General features: G+C 70.3%; 17 protein-coding genes. 16 read left to right on the top strand and 1 reads right to left on the bottom strand.

What is annotated here, in order from left to right; all coding sequences use genetic code 11:
- Window positions 1–285: 285 nt before the first annotated feature.
- The 13 genes from AB0D12_RS33915 to AB0D12_RS33855 all read left to right on the top strand — a co-directional run bounded on the left by AB0D12_RS33915 (window position 286) and on the right by AB0D12_RS33855 (window position 16,222).
- A complete protein-coding gene (locus AB0D12_RS33915) occupies window positions 286–1,218 on the top strand; it encodes a conjugal transfer protein (RefSeq protein WP_362691638.1) in 933 nt (310 codons plus the stop codon).
- Window positions 1,215–1,556 carry a hypothetical protein gene (locus AB0D12_RS33910; protein ID WP_362691635.1) on the top strand — a complete coding sequence of 114 codons (342 nt, stop codon included), beginning with the start codon at window positions 1,215–1,217 and terminating at the stop codon, window positions 1,554–1,556. Before AB0D12_RS33915 ends, AB0D12_RS33910 begins: the two co-directional genes overlap by 4 nt.
- Entirely contained in the window at window positions 1,553–2,128 is a 576-nt protein-coding gene (locus AB0D12_RS33905; RefSeq protein WP_362691632.1) for a hypothetical protein, read from the top strand. The genes AB0D12_RS33910 and AB0D12_RS33905 overlap by 4 nt, the downstream gene beginning before the upstream one ends.
- Window positions 2,125–4,818, top strand: a complete 2,694-nt coding sequence (locus AB0D12_RS33900) for an ATP-binding protein (RefSeq protein WP_362691629.1) — start codon at window positions 2,125–2,127, stop codon at window positions 4,816–4,818. Before AB0D12_RS33905 ends, AB0D12_RS33900 begins: the two co-directional genes overlap by 4 nt.
- A complete protein-coding gene (locus tag AB0D12_RS33895; RefSeq protein WP_362691626.1) occupies window positions 4,815–5,171 on the top strand; it encodes a hypothetical protein in 357 nt (118 codons plus the stop codon). The genes AB0D12_RS33900 and AB0D12_RS33895 overlap by 4 nt, the downstream gene beginning before the upstream one ends.
- 1 nt (window position 5,172) lies before the next feature.
- A complete protein-coding gene (locus tag AB0D12_RS33890) occupies window positions 5,173–7,884 on the top strand; it encodes a hypothetical protein (RefSeq protein ID WP_362691623.1) in 2,712 nt (903 codons plus the stop codon).
- Between the two features lie 41 nt (window positions 7,885–7,925).
- A complete protein-coding gene (locus tag AB0D12_RS33885; protein WP_362691620.1) occupies window positions 7,926–9,032 on the top strand; it encodes a bifunctional lytic transglycosylase/C40 family peptidase in 1,107 nt (368 codons plus the stop codon).
- On the top strand, window positions 9,029–9,673 hold the full coding sequence (locus tag AB0D12_RS33880) for a hypothetical protein (protein ID WP_362691617.1): 645 nt from the start codon (window positions 9,029–9,031) through the stop codon (window positions 9,671–9,673). The genes AB0D12_RS33885 and AB0D12_RS33880 overlap by 4 nt, the downstream gene beginning before the upstream one ends.
- On the top strand, window positions 9,649–12,279 hold the full coding sequence (locus AB0D12_RS33875; RefSeq protein ID WP_362691614.1) for an ATP/GTP-binding protein: 2,631 nt from the start codon (window positions 9,649–9,651) through the stop codon (window positions 12,277–12,279). Before AB0D12_RS33880 ends, AB0D12_RS33875 begins: the two co-directional genes overlap by 25 nt.
- Window positions 12,276–13,190 carry a replication-relaxation family protein gene (locus tag AB0D12_RS33870; protein ID WP_362691611.1) on the top strand — a complete coding sequence of 305 codons (915 nt, stop codon included), beginning with the start codon at window positions 12,276–12,278 and terminating at the stop codon, window positions 13,188–13,190. Before AB0D12_RS33875 ends, AB0D12_RS33870 begins: the two co-directional genes overlap by 4 nt.
- Before the next feature lie 362 nt (window positions 13,191–13,552).
- The gene (locus tag AB0D12_RS33865) at window positions 13,553–13,984 is read left to right on the top strand and encodes a hypothetical protein (protein ID WP_362691608.1); all 432 of its coding nucleotides are present in this window, start codon (window positions 13,553–13,555) and stop codon (window positions 13,982–13,984) included.
- Window positions 13,981–15,318: a tyrosine-type recombinase/integrase gene (locus AB0D12_RS33860; protein ID WP_362691605.1), complete on the top strand. Its 1,338-nt coding sequence runs from the start codon at window positions 13,981–13,983 to the stop codon at window positions 15,316–15,318. Before AB0D12_RS33865 ends, AB0D12_RS33860 begins: the two co-directional genes overlap by 4 nt.
- The gene (locus tag AB0D12_RS33855) at window positions 15,206–16,222 is read left to right on the top strand and encodes an NAD-dependent epimerase/dehydratase family protein (RefSeq protein ID WP_362691602.1); all 1,017 of its coding nucleotides are present in this window, start codon (window positions 15,206–15,208) and stop codon (window positions 16,220–16,222) included. Before AB0D12_RS33860 ends, AB0D12_RS33855 begins: the two co-directional genes overlap by 113 nt.
- A 1-nt stretch (window position 16,223) precedes the next feature.
- Here AB0D12_RS33855 and AB0D12_RS33850 read toward each other — a convergent pair whose 3' ends face one another.
- Window positions 16,224–17,552 (bottom strand): DNA-binding protein, encoded by a 1,329-nt coding sequence (locus AB0D12_RS33850; protein WP_362691599.1) that lies wholly within the window; start codon window positions 17,550–17,552, stop codon window positions 16,224–16,226.
- 291 nt (window positions 17,553–17,843) lie between these two features.
- Here AB0D12_RS33850 and AB0D12_RS33845 point away from each other — a divergent pair, with 291 nt between their 5' ends.
- Genes AB0D12_RS33845 through AB0D12_RS33835 form a run of 3 tightly spaced genes read left to right on the top strand, consistent with a single transcriptional unit; the run spans window position 17,844 to window position 19,473 of the window.
- Window positions 17,844–18,323 (top strand): ATP-binding protein, encoded by a 480-nt coding sequence (locus AB0D12_RS33845; RefSeq protein WP_362691596.1) that lies wholly within the window; start codon window positions 17,844–17,846, stop codon window positions 18,321–18,323.
- On the top strand, window positions 18,320–18,748 hold the full coding sequence (locus AB0D12_RS33840) for a DUF6415 family natural product biosynthesis protein (RefSeq protein WP_362691593.1): 429 nt from the start codon (window positions 18,320–18,322) through the stop codon (window positions 18,746–18,748). Before AB0D12_RS33845 ends, AB0D12_RS33840 begins: the two co-directional genes overlap by 4 nt.
- Window positions 18,745–19,473, top strand: coding sequence for a hypothetical protein (locus AB0D12_RS33835; protein WP_362691590.1), 729 nt, complete (start codon window positions 18,745–18,747; stop codon window positions 19,471–19,473). The genes AB0D12_RS33840 and AB0D12_RS33835 overlap by 4 nt, the downstream gene beginning before the upstream one ends.
- Window positions 19,474–19,765: the final 292 nt, after the last annotated feature.

Here is a 19,765-nt window from a genome sequence, read left to right as displayed (position 1 = left end):
GCGCCCGATCTGTCGGCGGCCTCTCCCTCTGTTCTGTTCTGTACCTCCTGGGCTCGCTGGGCCAGTTCCCCGTCGCCGCCCCCTTCACGACGGTGGTCCGTTCTGGCATGCCCGGGGCCCGTGGTCGGGGCTGTGGTCGGGCCGACCACAGCCCCGACCACGGCAGCCCAGTGCGCATGTTGCCGGATCGTCACCGTGGTCGGGGGCTCATGGTCGGTGGTCTGGTCGGGGCCTGCGGGTTTTCTCAAGGTCAGCAAGTACACGATCTGACCTGGGAGTTTGACCATGTCCCCTGGCAAGCAGGCGTCGGAGAGCGACGCTGCTCCTGCGATGGCCGCAGGCGTCGAGCTGGAGAAGATGAGGCGCCGCGTCCGCCTTTCACGTCTGGCGGTCCTGACCGCCATCGCGGCCGGTCCGATCGCCCTGGGTGTCGCGGTGATGTCCGGCCCGGCCACGGCCAAGGCCGCCCCCTCGGACAAGCCAGCCGCTGTGCGCACCGCACCCGTCGCGGCCGACCCGGCCGGCTATGCGCAGCTGTTCGTCAGCGCGTGGTTGCGCAGCAGCGCGGACGACGCCACGAGTGCGCAGGCTCGTCTCGCGCAGTCGATGGCGCCGGACGTCGAACTGCCCGACCTGGTCTCCGGTGCGCAGTCGAAGCCGGAGTCCGTGACGGCGGTGCGCAGTGCGCAGCGCGAGGGGGGCACGTGGTCGGTGACGGTGGCTGCGCAGTACGCCGACGGCCGGGTGCGCAACTACGCCGTGCCGGTCGTCGCCGACCGTGCGGGCAGTTCGTTCACGGTGACCGGTGCGCCCGGCGTGGTGAGCGGACCGGCACGGGCTGAGGCGCCGAAGTCGCCGTACGGGGTGACTGTCCCTGAAGGGGATCTGTCGTCCGCGGTCGGGGAGTTCCTTTCCGCGTACCTCACCGGCGGCGGCGAGGTAGGCCGCTACCTCGCTCCCGGTGTGAAGCTGTCGGCCGTCTCCCCCGCCCCGTACCAGGCGGTCACCGTCCAGCATGTGCTCGCTGTCGAGGAAGCGGCGGCCGCCGAGCATGTGCCGGCCGACGGCACCGCGGTGCGCGTCCTCGCCCAGGTGGAAGGCCGGGACGAGGACGGGCGGTGGCCGCTGGGGTACGAGCTCGCCCTCAAGTCCCGCTCGGGGCGCTGGGAAGTTGCCGCGCTGGAGTCCGGGGCCGCCCAGGACGGGGGTGCCCGGTGAACACCGTGCAGAGCCTGATGCTCGCCGGGCAGCTGGACGACCTCGGCGACTCGTGGATCAACATGTTCACGGACTGGGCGACCAAGGGTCTGCAGGCCGGTCTGGTCTGCCTGGTCGTCGTGATCATGATCCAGAAGTTCAGCCTGAAGGCGGGAATCGGCGCGCTGCTGCTGATGATCATCGCGCTGGGTCTTTACAACTCTCGCAACGACCTGGCGGGCATGTTCGAGGACGAGGTGAAGAACCCGGCCAAGGGCGCACCCGCCGTCCCTGGCATCGTGCGCAGTTCCGATCCGGCCCCGCGGGAGCACTCCGCCGGTGCTGGAGGCTGGCTGTGAGCGCGGCGGCCGCGGGGCGGGTGGGGCGTTTCTACACCGCCGCCCGCCGGCATCCCTGGGTGCTGGGGAAGGTGGCGGACTGGCGCATCCCGCTCGGTCCCTACACACCTGCGCAGATCGCGGTCGCCGTCGGCGGCGGCTTCCTTCTGGTCAAGACGATCGCGTGGTGGTCGTGTATGGGCCCCGTCCCGATCGCGGCCTGGCTGTTGGCGATCTGGGCAGTGCGCCGTCCGAAGATCAGGGGCCGCGCCCCGATGCAGGCGGCGCTGGGCTGGATGCTGCTGGGCTGGCAGCCGCACGGGGGGCGGATCGGCGGCCGCGCTGCTCGTGACCGCGCTCCCCGCCCGTTGCTCGGCGGCTTCATCGTGGAGGACGCGTTCGCCCCCTCAGCGGCTGCACCGTTCCGTCCGGCTCGGCGGCCGGACGTGCGGACACCGCGCCGGCGTCCTGCCATGCCGCGCTTGTCGGCGCGACGCCTCACGGTGTCGGCTGCTCCCGCGGCACCGGTGCGGCCGGTGTCGGGTGTGCAGCAGTTGCTCGCGCTCACCCAGCAGGGCGGGGGTGTGCGGTGAGGGTGCCGATCCGTCACATCGCCGGGCACCTGGTCTGGTCGGCACACGGCAGTGTGTGGGGCGTCTACCGACTGCACCCAGGTCCGGACGCACAGGGCCGCCTGGAGGAGACCGTCCAGGGCACGTACGTGCCCGCGGCGGTCCGTGACGAACAGCTCGCCAAGATCACCCACCTGATCCGCTCCCTGTCGGGGGCGCCGCGGCTGTTCGGTCTGTGTGCGCAGGTCGATCCGGGTGAGGTCGCCCTGCGGATGATCGAGGGCATCGAGCCGGCCGAGACGGGTCCGGGCCAGGGTCCGCATCCGTGGGTGGAGAACGTCGAAGCGACGCTGGATCTTCTGGACGGTCAGGAGATGCACCGCCGCACGCTGTGGCTGGCGGTGCCGCTGCAGACCGAGACAGGCGGCCTCAAGGTGTCGGCATCATTCGGCGCGGCGTGGGCGGAGCTGTCCCCGGTGCTGGGCATGCAGCCGGTGCCGGTGGCGCGGCGTGAGGTGACTGCCTACCGCGAGCAGGCCGCCCGGGTGGAGGCCGCGCTCGCCGGCGGCATCGCCTTTCGTCCGGCCCGCCCGGCGGAGGTCGTGTGGATGCTCCAGCACGCCGTCCACCGTGGGCTGCGGGAGCCGCTGCTGGCGGAAGCCGAAGCCAGCGATCTGTTCGGCGGGCAGATCCGTGATGGCGTGCTGCGCTCCCCCAGCTATGCCGACCTCGGGCAAGTGCGCCTGCAGGAAGGCGGCGTTGACCCCGCTCTCGACGATGTCGACGAGCTCAAGAGGGCGGGACAGATAACGCGGTCGGGGCGCAAGGCCTGGTGGCGGCTGAACACGGCGTCGCCGCTGCGGCGGCGCTGGCTGCAGGTCGAGTCCGACACCGGAGTGGGCTATCAGGCGCAGCTGGCGCTGGCGGAGTGCCCGCCCGCGGTCAGCCAGGACGCCGCCGACCTGTTCGCCCAGCTGGAGACTCTCGACTTCCCCGTCGACTACACCGTCGATCTCACGCTGGTACCGGCGGAGAAGGCGCGGGACCAGGTGCGGCGCAAGAAGAACGAGCTGATCGACCAGGCAGACCAGTACGACGCCCGCCCCACGGGCATGCCGGCCTCGCTCGCCGAGGCCGCCCGTGACTTGGGTGAGCTGGACGCCCGCCTGTCGCGCACGTCGGTCGAGGTTGAGGTGCAGTCCGTCACCGTGCTGACGGTGTGGGGCCCGACCGCCGGGGTCTGCGACGCGCGGGCGCGGGCGCTGGCCGCGCTGCTCGGCGGCGCCGATTACCGAGCGGTGCGCCCGGCCGGTCTGCAGGAGGCCCTGTTCACCCTGGGCCTGCCCGGCACGGTGCGGCCCGGTGTGGTGCGGGAGTTCACCCAGCACCAAATCTCCGAGGACTGGGCGCTGGGCGGCGCCTTCACCGTGGGCGAGGTCGGCGACCCGAACGGGATGTTCCTCGGCTTCGACCTGGACTGCGGCACCACCCGCCCCGTGATGATCAATGTGGCGGATGCGCCCAAGGTGGATGCGTCCGCCTCGATGGGCATCGTCGGGGACTTGGGAGCGGGCAAGAGCGTCCTGGAGAAGCTGATCGCGGAGTCGGTGTGGGCGCGCGGCGGCTGCGCGATCTGCATCGACCGCACCCCCGTACGCGAGTGGGCCACCTTCGCCCGCACCGCAGCGAAAGGCCGCGTCCAGATCATCGACGCCGCCCAGGCCGAGGTGTCCATCGACCCCTTGAGGATGTTCGACGGCCCCGAGGGCCGCCACTACGCCCTGTCCTACCTCACCCTGCAGCTCGGCATCGGCCCGATGAGTACCAACGGTGAGGTCCTGCACCACGCCGTCGAGCAGGCCGCCGCCGGCGACGCCCCCTCCATGCATCGCGTGCTTCAGGTCCTCGAGGAGATGGCCGTACGCGAGGTGGGCAAGCGGCAGGACGCGGCCGCCACCCTCGCCGGACTCGTCCGGGTTGTCGCCACCAACTCGCTGGCCCGGATGGTCTTCGACCCGGCGCTGCCGCCGGTGCGGCTGGATGCTTCCAGTGCCTCGGACATGATCGTGATCACCACGACCGGTTTGACGTTGCCGCCGAAGGCCGCGTTCGACAAGCCGGAGGTCCTGCACCAGCAGCCGCTGGAGGCGCTGATCGGACGGGCGGTGCTCTACCTGATCGCCGCGATCGCCCGGCAGACCGCGTTCGAGGACCCCGAGCGGTTCACGGCCGTGGTGCTGGACGAGCTGTACTGGCTGACGTCCTCCGCGGAGGGCACCGCTCTGGTCCACGAGATCCTCCACGACGGCCGCAAGCACGGCGCCGGTCTGCTCGCCGCTTCCCACGACGTCGAGGAACTCGGCCCCGACCGCGGGCTGATGGCCTACCGCGCGCTCGCCCGCACCGCCGATCGCGAACGCGCCCGCCGTGGGCTGGAGTTCGTCGGGCTGGACCCGAACGACCCGGAGCTGCTGCGGCTGGTGACCACCGGCCTGTCCCCCGTCGGGCAACGCGGCCGTGAGGGCGAGTTCCTGCTGACCTGCCCGCGGCAGAACACCGGTCGGGTCAAGGCCCACATTCCCCGCATCGCGCGGATCACCACGTCCATCACCACCACACCAGGGCGCCGCACGAGCACGGCCTCGCCTTCAGTATCTGAGCCGCTCGCCGGTGAGACCGCCGATGCCCGTCCGAAGGAACACATCCGATGACCACTTCTTCCTGGGACCGCGCCCGGGGCATCCGTACGGCCGTGAGCGTCCTTACAGTGTTCGCTGTTGCCGTCGGCGTGCTCATCCTGGCCCTCGGGATGAGCGTGCCGGAGCCCTGGTGGCCGCACACCGGGCATGCCTTCGCCGCCGACGCCCGCCCCGCAAACCAGGACCCGTGCGCCCTGGTCGTGGGCCCGGCAGGCGCGTACTGCGAGCGCGGCACCCTGAACTCCGCCTCCGCCGAGCAGCACGGTGCCGTCGGCTCGGTGTGGAATCTGGTGCCGGCAGGCGCGGGAGTGGCCGCCCTGGTGGTGTGGCGGCGCCGGAGCGCCGCTGGGCAGAGGCGGCGCTGAGATGTTCCGTCCAGACCGCGGGACCCTCCGTTCGGCCGGCTTCGTCGTGCTGCTCACCGGTGTGTTTCTTATGGTGAACAGTCAGGTCGTGTACGCGGCGAGCAGCACCGGCGAGACCGGAGACCTGCTCGCCCCGCTGAACATCACCTCCTCCGAGGGGGTGCCGATCAACGGGTACGAGCTGAACGCCGAGGGCGGCTCCATCGTCGCCTTCAAGTCTCAAGCCCTGACCTTCGCCCTGTCCGGGCTGTTCACCCTGATCCGGCTGCTGGTCGGCCTGGCGGGGTGGGCAATCGAGGTGGCCTTCCGGTTCCCGCTGCTGAAGATCCTCACCCGCCCGGCGCAGAAAGTCGCCGACAGCTACGAGAACGTGGTCGTAGACACGCTCGGGTTGAAGGGTCTGCTGCTGGCCTGGGCGTTCGTGTTCGCCGGTTTCATGATTGTGCGCGGCCGCGTGGGCCGCGGCCTGGGCGAAATCTTTCTGACCCTGCTGATCGCGGCCCTCGCCACGTCCGCGTTCGTCCGCCCCGACTACCTGCTCACCCAGGACGGACCGCTGGGGCAGGGCCAGCAGGTGGCTGCCGAGGTGGCCCAGCAGAGCGTCAACTCCTACGACTGGGGCGGAAAGGTCGCCAGCCGTGGCCCGTGCGACGGCATGGCCGGCATGCAGGAGGTCAAGTGCCTGGAACGTGAAGGCGAAGGCCCTGTCTCCGCGGAAGAGGTGGCCCGCCCGATCCAGGACTCGATCACCAACGCGCTGATCGTGAAGCCGTACATGCTTCTGCAGTACGGGCGCATCCTCGACCCGGCCAAGGACTCCGACCGCAAGGCCTACGCCGTTCACCTGAAGTGGATCAGCGGCGGCTACCGGCCCGCCACGAGCGACGACGGCAAACGCAACGCGTGCGATGACATCGCGGGCCCCGCCGGGGACTTTTGCCGGCCGGCCGGGTCCCAGCCTGCTGCCGATCTGCCGGAGCTCACCCCAGGCGGAGAACTCCTGGACGCCTCCAACGCGATCGTCACCGACGAGGACCGCGAGTTCGGCGCCTTCCTGCAGGACATGAAGAAGGCCGGCGACGTCGGCAAGTCCTGTGCCTCCTACGCCGAGAAGCCCACCTGGTGGAGGGTCGGCGGCGCCGCCCTGCTGCTGATCGCCGCGCTGTTCATCTGCGGCATGCTGCTGAGCAGCGCGATCGTCCTGCTCGGCACCCAGGGCATCTGCGCCGCGGCCGCGGCCGTCGGGGGCGTCACCTTCATCGCGGGAATGCTGCCCGGGCCCGCGCGCCAGTCGGTGTGGAAGTGGCTGTCGATCTGGGGCATTTCGGTTTTGGCTGTGGTGGGGATCTGCGCGTTCGTGCCGTTCTTCGGGATCGCCGTCGACGCCACCATCACAGAAGGCCCCGACCTGATGGTGGAGCGGATCCTGTTGATCGACGTCCTCGCTATCGCCGGCGCGGCCGGACACCGCAGGCTCCTGACCGGCATCTCCTCCTTCGGCCGGCGCATGGCCCTGCGGATGCGCTACGCCAAGGTCGGCGGTACCCATATGCCCGGCGACACGTCCGAGCTCGGCGCGGCGCTCGCCATGAACTCCCCTGCCGCGCTGGGCGGTTACGGCGGAGGCCTGCGTGCCTTCACCAGCGGCGGTGGCGGCCGGTTCGGGATGCTCGGCACCCGCCAGCGGCTGATGGGCGGGCTCACCTCGTTGCTCGACGGCGCGGGCATGCCGGTAGACACCGGCCGTGTGCTCGCTGATGCCACTGCCGAAGCCGGGCGCGGTCTGGCCCCGCTTACCGCCGCCGCGGCCGTGGGCGGGCTGGGAGCACGCCTCGGCGCGAAGGGCGCGCACTGGCTGCTGATCGGCCGCCGTCCGGACAGGGAGCAGTTGGCCAAGTGGCGCAAGGCCACCGCCCACGGCGACCCGAACACGGGCGGCCCGTGGGACGGCGGAGACGGCCGTGGCACGGGGCCGCGTCGGCCCGGAGGCCCTCCCGACCGGTACCGCAACGAGCAAGGGCAGGTCGTCGACCGCAACTCCGGCCAGGTGCTGCACGACCAGAGCAGCGACCGCACTCTTTTGTCGACGCGCGCCCACAACCGGCTGGTCCGCTTCCGCGGGTACCGCATCCTGAATCGGGGCGGCAGGACTGCGTACGGGGCGACGGTCGGTCTGCCCGCGAACGTCCGCCGGGCCCGGGCGGGCGGCTCGCGCTACTCCCAGGATGCCCGCCAACAGGTGCGGGTGTGGGGCAACACGATCCGCGAGGACGGCCGTGCCTGGGCCGACACGGGGCGTGATGTGTCCCGTGTCCTGCGGGAGAACACCGACGACAGTGGCGGGCCCGGCCCCTTTGTCAGCCGTCGCCTGCCGACCCGGACGGCGCCGCCTCAGCCTCCGACAGGTTCCTCCGGTTCCACGGGCCCCACCAGTCACACCTCCGCGCGGCCCAGCGCGCCCACGTCTGCGGCCGGAGGCGGCACTCCGCCGACGTCCCCGACGCGGCTCGGTGGCGGTGCGCCCCGGCGTCCGGCAAGCCCTGCACCGACTGGGCCCGGGCCGGTCTTCCCCGGAGGCGCAGGCGCAAGCAGCAGTACCCGTGACGAGGCGCGCGCCAGGTTCCAGGAGCTGATGCGGCGGACCGCGCCCCGCGCCGAGAGGGAGCGCGAGGAGTGGGACTACTGGCCGCCAGAGGACGGTGAGGACGGGTGAGGCCGGCCCGGCGCCGCATGGCGCGGTGGGGGTGTGTGGTGGTGCTGTTGCTGTTCGCCGCCGTGTGCTGTGCCGCGCCGGTGGGGAACGCGATCAGCGCGTATGTCGCGCTGAAGACGGGTGCGCAGGGCGACGGAGGGATTGCCGAGGGCGGCACGGCCGCGGACATCCCGCCGCGGATGCTGACTGCCTACAAGAAGGCAGTCCAGCAGGTCGGGAAGCATGTGCCGAAGTGTCAGGGCATGCGCTGGCCGATCCTCGCCGGGATCGCCAAGGTCGAGTCCAACCACGCGGTGGGCCGCAACATCGCCGCAGGCGGAGACATCCGCCCGCGCATCTACGGGGTGCTCCTCAACGGTTCCGGCGCCGGCGGCAACACCGCCGTCTTCCCGGACACCGACAACGGCCGCTGGGACGGCACCGCGAGCGGGGAGCGCGCCGTCGGCCCTTTCCAGTTCCTGCCCTCCACCTGGGAGGGCACCGGGAAGGACGCAGGCGGCGACAAGACTGCTGACCCGCACAATGCCGACGACGCAGCGCTCGGCGCCGCGATCTACCTGTGTGGCAACGGCCGTGACCTGACCAAGCGTGCCCAGCTCAAGGCCGCGATCCTGCAGTACAACCACTCCAATGAGTACGTCGCAGGCGTGCTGGGCTGGATCGACCAGTACACGGCGGCCGCCAAGGACCCGAACCTGAAGAACGTCTCCGGGAAGGTCCGCACGGTGATCGAGGTCGCACTCTCCCAGCGGGGGGTGCCGTACTCGTGGGGCGGCGGCAACGCCAAGGGCACGTCCTACGGCATCTGCTGCTCACCGAGCGGAAAGAGCGGCGTGAGCATCAAGGGCTTCGACTGCTCGGGACTGAGCACCTATGCGTACGCCAAGGCCGGTATCCAACTGCCGCGCACCGCGGCCGCGCAGGCCGGGGTGGGCCAGCGGATCCCCGCCAGCCTCGCAAAGAGCGCCCTCAAGCCAGGTGACCTCGTCTTCTACGCCTACGCCCCAGGCCGCGACTCGACGATCTACCACGTCGGGATCTACGTCGGCGGCGGCCAGATGATCAACGCCGCCCGGCCCGGCACGGTCGTACGGCTGGACGCGGTCGACGCGATGTCCGGCTTCGCGGGAGGTGCCCGTCTGCTATGACTTCTTCCTCGCCGCGCTCGCCGCGCTCGCCGCGCCTGCTGCTCATCACCACCGTTGTCCTGGCCGTGGTGGGGATGGTCTTCCTGTCCCTGCCTGCCGACGGCCCGAGTTCTTCCGCTGCCCCCTCGGTCCCGCCCGCGACCGTTCCGGCGACGCACTCAGCGCTCTCGACGGGCTCGGCCCCGGCCAAGGACGGCACGCCCACCGCCGCCTCGCCGACGGAGCCGGCCAGCGCGTCGGAGCTGCCGCCGCACGGGGAGGGCGCTGCCGGTGACCGGGAGATTCAGAAGGCACTGGAGGCGGCCTGGCCCGCCGATCTCGCCGCTGAAGACGAGCGGCAGTTGCTCGCAGCCGGCCGTGAGCTGCTGCGGGCGGACGCCACCGGGATCGGCCGCGCGAAGTGGCCGGGAGTCTTCGGCGACCCGGACCAGGCGGTCGCGCCGGCGTTCGCCTCCGTCCGCTTCCGCATCCAGTGCGCCATCGCCCGCCGCGAGGGTCGGGACGACCGGGTGGTAGTGCACCTGGTGTGGGCGGGCGTCGACCGTGGCGGCACCTACACCGACGGCCGCATCACCGACTGGCACTTCACCCCCACCACCGCCAAAGGAGCGTCCACGTGGACTCCGCAGCCCCGTACTTGACCAGCCAGGCCGCCCCGTCGGCCTCCGGCTCGGTACTCGGCCTGATCGCTGGCATCATCCACGCCGTCGGCTGGGTGATCACCTACTGGTACGTGCCCGTGGCGGCCTCCATCATCGTCTGGGCCGTGAGCGAGATGGTGGTGCGACGCCTGGCGAGGAAGGCCTCGGCCGAACGGATGGCGCTGGAACTCGTGCCCTCGCAGCACTTCGACCCGGGCCTGGAGGAGATCTTCCGCCGGGGCGTCCAGCTCGCCCGGGCCTCAACGAGCATGCCGTGGTGGGCGCCGCGCCGGTCGAAGGCGGTGCAGATCCGGCTGCGCGCCGACGGCTCCAGGCCACTGCGCTACCGGATCGAAGGTCCCGCCGGCGGCGAACGCCTGCTGTCGATCACTCCCTTCGGCCCGGCCGTCACCGTGAACCGGGCCCGCCCCCTCGTCGACAAGCCGCGTGACCATGTGGTGCGGGCGGAGTTCGTCCTGCGCGGCAAGCCCACTGCCCCACTGCGTGAAGTTCCGCTGAACCCCGACCCGTTGCAGCCCCTGATCGATGCCGTCTCCGACCTGCGGGCGGAGCTGGGGGACCTGGCCGAGATACGCCTCGACATCCAGCGGGCCCCCAAGTGGGCGCTGCGGACGCGCCGTCTGCAGCTGATGACGGACGCCCGGCGCAGGGAGCGGCGCGAGGCCCAGCGGGCTGCCAGGTGGGTGCGGCAGGACGCCACCGGAATCGAGGACTCTCTGGCCGGGCAGCTACAGCAGTTGGTGAGCGGCAAGCAGGGCGGGGGCGGGGGCGGGCGCCGTCTGGTCATGCCGCCCGTCCCGCGCCGAGTGGACCCCGAGGACGCTCTGGGCAAGCTCGCCGATGACGACCACCTCGTCCGCGTGCAGCTGCTGGTGATGTGCGCTTCGAACACGGAAGGCCGGTCCCAGGCCCGGCTCGCCCAGCTCCAGGCCGCCTTCGACGTGTTCGGCGGCGGCTCGCGGTGGGCGATGCGCGGGTGGCGGGTTGGCCCGTGGCGGTTCGGAGCGGACCGCTGGCCCAGCCGGCGCGGCTTCGAGCGCCGCTGGCGGCTGGGGCACTGCCAGCCGCCACGTCCGAACTGGGTGCGCCTGGACGAACTGATCGGCTTGCTCAAGCCGCCCACAGTGCACTGCCGACTGCCGCTGCTCGCCGGAGACCTGCCGACCTTCGAGTTCGGGAACCCCGAATTGCTGCTGCAGGGCATCTACCGCAGCCCCGACGGCCGCCGGCGTCTGGTCGCCAGCTATGCGAAAGAGACGCTGTTCGAGGTCGGCGTGGGCAAGGCCGGCGGCGGCAAGACGGAGAGGGCCCTTGCGCAGGCGATCGGCTGGGCTCATGCCGGAGGCGGGCTGATGTTCGTCGACCCGCACCGCGACTCCTGGCCCCGCGCTCTGCCGTTTTTGGCCCACGACTCGCTGATGGATCGGATCGCGCTCATCGACCTCAACGCCCATGGGCCTGCTCCGCAGGTGAGTTCGTGGAACCCGCTCGGCATGCACCAGCGACAGGTGGCGCACGAGGTCGTCGAGGCCACCGCAGACGCCTACGCTTTCGCGCTCGGCTGGGACGACGCCAGCGCACCCCGCGCGCTGACCATCCTCACCGCCTCCCTGGCGGTGCTGGTGGCCGTCAACGAAGCCGCCTGCCAGGCCGGGCGCCCCGAAGACCAGGCCACTGTCTTCCACGTGCGGGCGCTGCTCACCGACCCGGTCTTCCGCGCTGCGGCGCTCGCCGGGGTTCGGGGGCGCCTGGACGAAGAGACCAGATCCTGGTGGCAGACAGTGTTTCCGACGCTGCCCGTCGACTCCTTCGCCGTGGTCCTCAATCCAATCGCCCGCCTCGCCGCCAACCCCGTCACCCGCGCGTTCCTCGGGCAGCCGGCCGGCCGCTACAACATCCGCGCCGCGATGGACTCGAAGATGATCGTGTGGGTGTGCCCGGGCGGGAACGGGCCCACCGACCGGCTGATCACCGCCCTGCTCGCCCGCGACCTGCTGCGCGCCGTGCGCTCTCGCCGCGACACTCCCGAAGCCCAACGGGTGCCGTTCCGCCTGTACTTCGACGAGCTGATCACCCTGACCGGCGCGGCCGCAGAGACGATCGCCAGCATGTTCGAGGACTTCCGCAAGTACAAGGTCCACGTCCACGGCATGACCCAGCTGCTGGCCCGCCTGCCCATCCCGGTGCGGCTGTCCCTGGTCCAGAACGCCTCCACCCTGGCATCCACCGCCGGCTCGCAGTCCGCCATCGCTCCGATCACCTCCGAATGGGGCGACCGGCCCGGACCTGACGTCGTCGCCACCCTGGACCGGTTCGAGCACTACATGTCGCTGACGGTCAAGGGCCATCGCGTCGGTCCCGTCCAGATCACCGGCCCGCACCTCGACGAGGTCTTCGCCGACTACGCCCGCCCCCGCCAGGCGGCAGCACTGGAGCGCGCCGCCCGGTCCATGGCCGGCGCTGCGCCGCTGGACCAGCTCACGACCCGCGCCACCGACCAGCTGGGCCGGGTGGGCGACTTCCTGGCCCAGCTCGCCCCCACCACCCCGCCAGCCGTACGGCTGCAGAAGAAGGGATACCAGTGACCACCACCTTTGAGACCGTGTCGTCCGGTCGCACTCCGAGTCCGGTCGAGCCGCTGCCACATCAGCTCCTGGCCGCGCTGGGGCAGCACCGGATGGCGACCACCGGTCAGCTCCACGACCTGCTGCGGCCCCACGCGGCGCGGCAGACCGTCTCCACGCCTCTGAACAAGCTGCGCCGCGAGGGTCTGGTGGACTACACGGTGCTGCCGCAGTCCAACCGCGCCCGTGCCTGGTACCTGACGGGTGAGGGGGCCCGGCTGGTCCGGGACTTCCCCGCGCTCCGGGGGCGTCCGCCGTATCCGATCACCTCGGCCACAGCGGCCTCGCTGAAGACGCCGCACACCCTCACCGTGGTCCGCACCCACCTGGCGTTCGTCGCCGATGCCCGTAGGCGCGGGGACGAACACGGTCACCTGGACTGGACACCTGAGGTCTCCCACCCGCTCAGCGACGGCGAGAAGATCATCACGGATGCGTTGATGCACTACACCCTCATCGGTGAGGATCACAGGACGAAGCTCAGGGCGTTCGTCGAGGTCGACCGAACGACCATGAGCAGCGAGCGGCTCGCGTCGAAGCTGATCGAATACGCGAGGCTGTGGTCGTACGAGCCGCAGCCGGTGGGGCGGCAACGCTCGCGGCAGTCGGCCGTTCCCGGTGCTGTCTGGCTGCGCTGGTATCCCGTATTTCCCCGGGTCCTGTTCGTGCTCACCGGGGCCTCCCGGTACGTCCTGGACAACCGGATCAGCGACCTGCAGGCCATGGTCGCGCAGCACCCGCTCGTGGGCACGCTGGCCCGGCAAGTGCCGCTGGGCGCGGCGGTCCTGGACGACCTCGAACTCCAGGGGCCTACCGGCGATGTCTGGGTGCCTCTGGCCGACGGCGAGCCGCGGCCATGGACCGAGCTGTGACGCGGCGGCCTGGTGCCGACCGAACGTCGCAGCCTTGCAACTGCTCCAGAACCCACTTGAAATTTGCTTACGCGAATGACTAGTTTACTTCCGCGTAACAGGGCCATGCCCGTCGATCGGCCCTGCGTGCTCCGAACTTGGGAGATCCAGATGCCGCAAGCTACTCGTGAAATTCGCATCCCTGAAACAGCGTCTACCGAAGTATAGCCCGTCCACACGCAGGCCGTCCCATACGTCGGGAGCGCCTGCGTGGCCGAGGGGCCACAGCGCGCACACCGGACTGGGTCGCACAGCTCTGTGCCCGCATCCGGATCGAGGGCGGAGTCTGGAACGGCAAGCGCACGCTCGACGCGTACCAGGGTATGGGGTTCGACTGCACTCTCGAGCGCGCACACGCCAACCTCGAGAACGCGGCCGAGCGGTACCCGCAGTTCCTCATGCGGGTCGAGGGCAAGCGCTGGTCGTGGGAGGTGCCGGACAACGTCGGGATCCACACCCCGGCGGGCGCCTTCGAACAGATCGAGGACAACCGGGCCTTCACCACCTTCGCCCACGACCACCTCGCCGAAGTCGCCGCGCGCCCCGGGGAGATGAGCGAGAACGAGCGGCGCCTCCTTGGCGGGGTGAAGCGCATTCTCGACGACTACGAGATGCGGCACGAGAGCGCGGTCCTGTCCCACACGCCGAACGAGGACACCGGCCTCGTCGAAGGGATGCGCTGGTCCCTCGAGTCCCTGCTGTGGGCCCGGTTCAGCGGCCCCCCGTCCGAGTACCCAGCGGAGTGGCGGCCGTGAGCAACGTCGACCAGGCGCTCGATGCGCTCAGCCTCCGAGACCAGCCCGAGGACGAGATCGTCGTGGACGCCGAGATCGTCGACGAGGGCGCCCTGGTAATCGTCGAGGAACCGCCCGTGCGGCCGCGCGTCGACCACAACACGGTGCTGTACCCGGGTCAGGCCGTCCCCACCACCGCCGACCCCAGCACGCAGTACACCGAGCGGGACCTGTACGTCAGTGAAGAGACCAGGCAGATTCTGGAGGAGACGGACCCGACCGACTCGGGCCCGATGCGGGCCTTCAAAGAGTGGTGCGCTGAGCAGGGGCGCGTAGCCGTGCCGTGCACCACCGCCACGTTCACCGAGTACGGGCGGCACCTGATGAATCGGGAGCTCAAGGTCTCGACCATCAAGAACTACATGTCGCGGATCAAGACGGCCATGCCCGCGGGGAAGAAGCCGGATAACAGCCTCTACCTGCGGCTCTTGGCCAACTGCCGGAAGAAGAACAAGCGGGCCGTGCGCACGCGGCAGGCGTTCCCGCTCACCTTGCCCTACGTCGTGCCGATGATGGAGAAGGCCGAGGCGGATGGCCGGCCCATCGGCATCCGCGACGCGGCGATGTTCGCCTTCGGGTACCGGTTCCTCGGCCGCAGCATCGAGGACGCCGACGTCATGATCGAGGACCTGACGGTCCTCGACGACCGCGTCGTCGTGTGGCTCGCCGAGGACAAGACCCACAAGAACGAGGCCCAGACGATCCCCCTCAAGGACCGGCCGGACATCCAGCTCGTCCGACGGCTGCGCCGCTGGCTGGAGTACCTCGCCAGCGTGGGCATCACGACCGGTCCCGTCTTCCGGCACCTCCTCAAGAACGGCATGCCCGCGACGGAGGAGACCCGGGCGAGGACGGCCACGACGCGCGGCGTGCACCTTCGGGGACACGTCGTCAACGAGGGGGTGAAGCACTGGTTCGCCAAGGCCGGGCTGGTGAGCGACGGCCGACCGGTCACCTCCCATGGCCTGCGCGCGGGCGCCACCGACCTCGCCGAAGCAGGCGCCACCGATCAGGAGCTCGAGGAAGCCGGCCGGTGGGCCAAGGGGTCGTCCATCCCACGCAGGGTCTACGTGCGACCGGCCGAAGCAGGGAAGAAGGACCCGTTCGACAAGGTTCCGTCCACGACCCGGCGGCCGCCAATGGGCCTTCCGCGAGGTGGACAGGGACGGCAGGATCGCAGCCATGAGAATTCTCGTCATCGGCGGTACCTGGTTCCTGGGCAAGTGCATTGCGGAGGGAGCACTGGCGAGAGGGTGGTCTGTGACCACCTTCAACCGGGGGCGGTCCGGCCGTGACGTCGAGGGTGTCGAGCCGATCCACGGGGACCGTAAGGACCGAGATGACCTCCACCGTCTTGCCCAACGCGGGCCGTGGGACGCCGTTATCGACACGTCCAGTTCCGACTTCCCGCCCCGCGATGTTCTCCTGGCGGCCACTTCCCTGCGTGCCGCGGCCCAACGGTGGGTGCATATCTCGACCGTGTCCGTCTATCAGGGCTGGCCGCACCAAGCCCTCACGGACGTCTCCCCATTGCTGGAGTGCCCGCCGGATGCTGACGACTCGTACGGGTACACCGGCGAGGACGGCGGCCCCACCGTTTACGGCTTCCAGAAGGCCGGCGGAGAGCGTGCCGTGACCGAGGCGTTCGGCGACGCCGCGGTGTTTCTCCGCCCTGGAGTCATCCTGGGGCCCGGCGAGTACGTTGGCCGGCTTCCGTGGTGGCTGACCCGGGCCAAGCGCGGCGGGCGGATTCTGGCGCCCGGCCCGAGTAGTCAGCGCATCCAGCCCGTCGACGTCCGCGACGTCACCGAGTTCGCCCTGGACCAGGCAGCCAGTGAAACGAGCGGCGGGTACAACGTCACTCACCCCGAGGGCATCACCTTCGCCGCATTCCTCGGCGAGTGCCTGGCCGTCACCGGCGGGGCGGGGAAGCCGGAGTGGGTGGAACCGAGCATCCTCACCGATCACGGCGTCGCGCAGTGGACCGAACTGCCGCTGTGGCGCACGCACGCGGGCGTGTGGTCGGTCGACTCTGGTCGGGCAGTGGCCGCGGGCCTCCAATGCCGGCCGATCGCCGACACTATCCGCGACACCTGGGCGTGGCTTGCCGCGGACGGGCGTCCCGTGGACCACCCGAGGTGCGCGGAACACGGGATCGCCTCAGAGAAGGAGGCGAAGATCCTCGCCTCTCTGGCCTGACTCAGGCTTCCAACTCGAGCAGCATGGAGCGCATGCCGAGCTGGTGAGTGCTCGCGGTGCGGGTGAAGTCCTCGACGCGGTCGCGCAGCTCGCGCGGCAGCGTTGAGGCGCGGTACGCGGGCTGTGCGAGGAACTGCTGGATCTGCCCCGTGCGCACGAGGATCCCAGTCACGCGCTGGTCCCCGGGGATGTCCCACAGGGGGGTCAGCGCGACGGCGGCTCCCTCGACGTCGTTCGACAGGAGCCGAGCCATGGCGAGATCGGCAGCGGCACCTCCGAGGACGTGCGCCGAACGGCTGGCCTGCGGCTTCTGGCCGATGAGGTCCAGAGCGCGCCGCGCGGACTGCTCGGCCTGGTCCCCGTCGTGAATCAGTAGTGCGGTTGAGCTGCTGGACATGGCCAGACGCTCAGCGGTGAATCCGAACTCGCCTCCGACACCGTCGTGAAGGTCGTCCCGGGCCCCGCTCACGGCATTCAGCGAGAGCCGGAGAGCCTGGTGGGCGGCGTCGGTGTCGCCGAGGTATCCGTGCGCGCGCGCCTCGATCGCCAGAAGCCGGCGCCGGGCGATGTCGCCCAGGCCACCGTATGTCTGGGCGCGCCGCGCCTTGCTGACGGCCTCGGCAGGCATGCCCGTGAAGTAGGCGATGTACGCGAGGATGCCGTCCGCGTACGCCCGCAGCGGCTCGAAGCGTGCACTCTCCCCGTAGAGGTCAGCCGCACGGGCAAGGCGGCGGGCGTTGGCGAAGGAGCCGAGGTCGAAGGCCGCTGCGGCGAGCAGGGCCATCGTCTGGCCGGTCAGTTCGAGGAGACGCTGCTGCTGGGTGGGGATCTGTGTGCGATCTCGCTGGCTCTGCAATTCCTCCTGGAGCGTCCGGCCGCGCCGGAAGGCCTCGATCGGAGGGAGGGAAGCGTAAGCGTGCGCGAGCGACGCCACGTCGTCGGTGAGCTGGTCGAGGCTGGTGTCGGAGACGGACGCCGCGGCTGTTGCGCTGGCGTCGTCCTGAGCGTCGCGTGCGGTCATGTTGATCTCGTGCTCCAGGTTGAACGCGGATGCCGGGGGATCCTCGGTGGGCGGCGGAGGCGTCAACAGCACCGTGACGTCGCGGCCGAACATGGCCTCTAACACGCGGCGGGTGTCTGCAGACAGTGACTCCGGGCGGGTCCGGCCCGCTTTCCATCGGAACACCGTCCGCTCGCTGCAGGTCGGGTTGTTGCCACCCTTCCCAACGACCTCGTTGGCGGTCCTGTCGAACAGCTCGACGAAGTCGGGGGCGCCCAAGTTGCGGCGGTCGCAGAGGAGCTTGAGCAGCGTCTCGGATTGTTCCGTCACATCGCCCCCAGATATCAAGCCTTGGCCTGTTGGCAGCCCACCTACGGATCCCTTTGCATGAAGGGGATACCGCTGTCGTCCTTCAGCACAACACATCTTTGATAGATGGCAGTTGGCTGGCAGTCAGGTGTCAGTCTGCCGTCCTCATGGCGCCGAGACGGCAGCTCCCTGACATGGCGGTGACACTGCATTCGGGACCAGGCTGATCACCACCCTCGCTGAGCGTGTTCAAACGAGCACCCAGGACAGTGGCCCGCTGTGCTAGCGGACCCACGACCCCCAGAGGACGTGATGACGACGACAGCCGTACGGACGCCTCGCACGGTCCCCTACCGCGACGGGGACGTCATGGGTTTGACCTTTGCCGTCGCCCCTCGCCGCGGCGACGCGCCGCCCCGTGCCGCAGATGCATGCCGAGTAGGGAACATGCGCCGGATCGCTGCCGCACGGCTCCGCTACTGCGGGCTCGAGGCGATGACGGACGACGTGATGCTGATCGTCTCCGAGTTGCTCACCAACGCGATACTGCACAGCCGGACCACGGAGATCAGCCTCAGCATGACCATCCGGGACGGCTTCCTGCGCATCACCATCGTCGACGGCATGCCGGGCGGCGCCACACCCAAGCACGCCAACGCGAACGCCGAATCGGGGCGCGGCCTGGCCCTTGTCGAGGCCGTGGTGAAGGAGAACGGTGGGAACTGGGGCACCTGCAACGCTGGTGCGGGGACCTGGTGCATGCTCGCCGTGCCGGCGGAGGAACGGTCGTGACCGCCCAGATAGAGATCCCGCGTTGGGATCACCCCGTACGGGCGGCCGACCTGCCCTTCGACCCCGAGCGGCTGCGGTGGGTCCTGGGCAGGGTCCAGAAGTGGCAGCCCTACGTCGACGGCTCCTTACTCGACGACGTCGCGACCGTGCTCGACAACTACACGCCGAGCGAGGACGAGATCGACGACAACGCGATGCGGCTCCGCGGGCACCTGATGCGGCTTGTGAACCTCGCGGTCACCGCCAAGGTGGTTGAGCAAGACGAGCAGGTAGCCCAACTCGTCGAACGGGCGCGCACTTTCCGCGCAGAGGAGCTGCCAGGGGACCACCGGAAGGCCGTCGGGCACGTCCGGCGGCTGGCCTGGACGCTCAACGAGCTGCTCGAGCGCCTGGTGGAGAACCAGTGCCTCAAGGAGGCGGCGTGATCCTCGGCCCGCTGCTCCCGTACAGCCCACTTGCCCAGACGAGAGAGACGAACCGTTCCGTGCGCACCGCGAGCGAGCCGGGCCTGATCCCCTTCATCACCCAGAGAGAGGGTGAGGAAGCCGCGCCGGACAACCTCCTCATCATCCGACACCCCTCCGGCCCCAGGCTGTATTACGGGGACGAAGACCCTCGGGACCGGCCTCTCCGGGGCGTGCTGTGGGCCCGGTGCGGCTTCAACCCCGTGGACGAACACAAGATGCCGACCGGCAAACCGCAGTGGAAGTTCATGCACCCGTACCGGCAGATGCTGACCATGCAGACCCTGCGCTGTCAGATCTGTTCAGGGCCGGCACGAACCCCTCTGGGCTTCATCTTCCTCGCCGGTCCGAAGGATGAGGACCCCACACAGCCCACGATCCACACAAACCAGCCCCCGGTATGCCCGAAGCACGCCCGCGCCGCGGCCGCCCTCTGCCCACACCTCGAGAGGAATCCAATGGTCCTCCTCGCACGGAGCGCCCCTCTGTACGGAGTCCACGGCATGCTCTACGGCCTCAACGCGAACAACGAAGTGCATGTCGTCGCGCAGCCGTACCACGCTCTGCCTTTCGGACATCCGAACGTGCCCACGCTGCTCGCCTCTCAACTGATTCGACGCCTGAGTTCCTTCCGCGTCGTCGGTCTGGACGAGTTGACGCAGGAGCTGACCGCGCTCACCGCATAGACCCCTGCCCGGTGACCCGGTTGCCGTCCAGGCCTGGGTCATTGGGCAGGCCGCACGCCCAGCGCGGGGAGCTGTCCCGACTCCCCGCGCTGGTGCTAAACCCCCCTTCGCCGCCCGCCTTTCCCCCGGGGCGGGGGCGAAGGGGCCCCACGCGCCCATGCTGGGCTGGTTCCTCGCCTCCCAGCTCGTGCGGACCATCCGCGACTACACGGTCGTCGACCTGGCCGACCTGGCCGACCTGCCGTCTTCCTGATCTCCCGGCTCCGGCATCCAGAACGGCGCGCGATCCCCG

It is taken from the genome of Streptomyces sp. NPDC048479, from assembly GCF_040651435.1.
Classification (GTDB): domain Bacteria; phylum Actinomycetota; class Actinomycetes; order Streptomycetales; family Streptomycetaceae; genus Streptomyces.
Note: the sequence above shows the minus strand (reverse complement) of the source record. Positions and strands in the feature narration are given on the sequence as shown.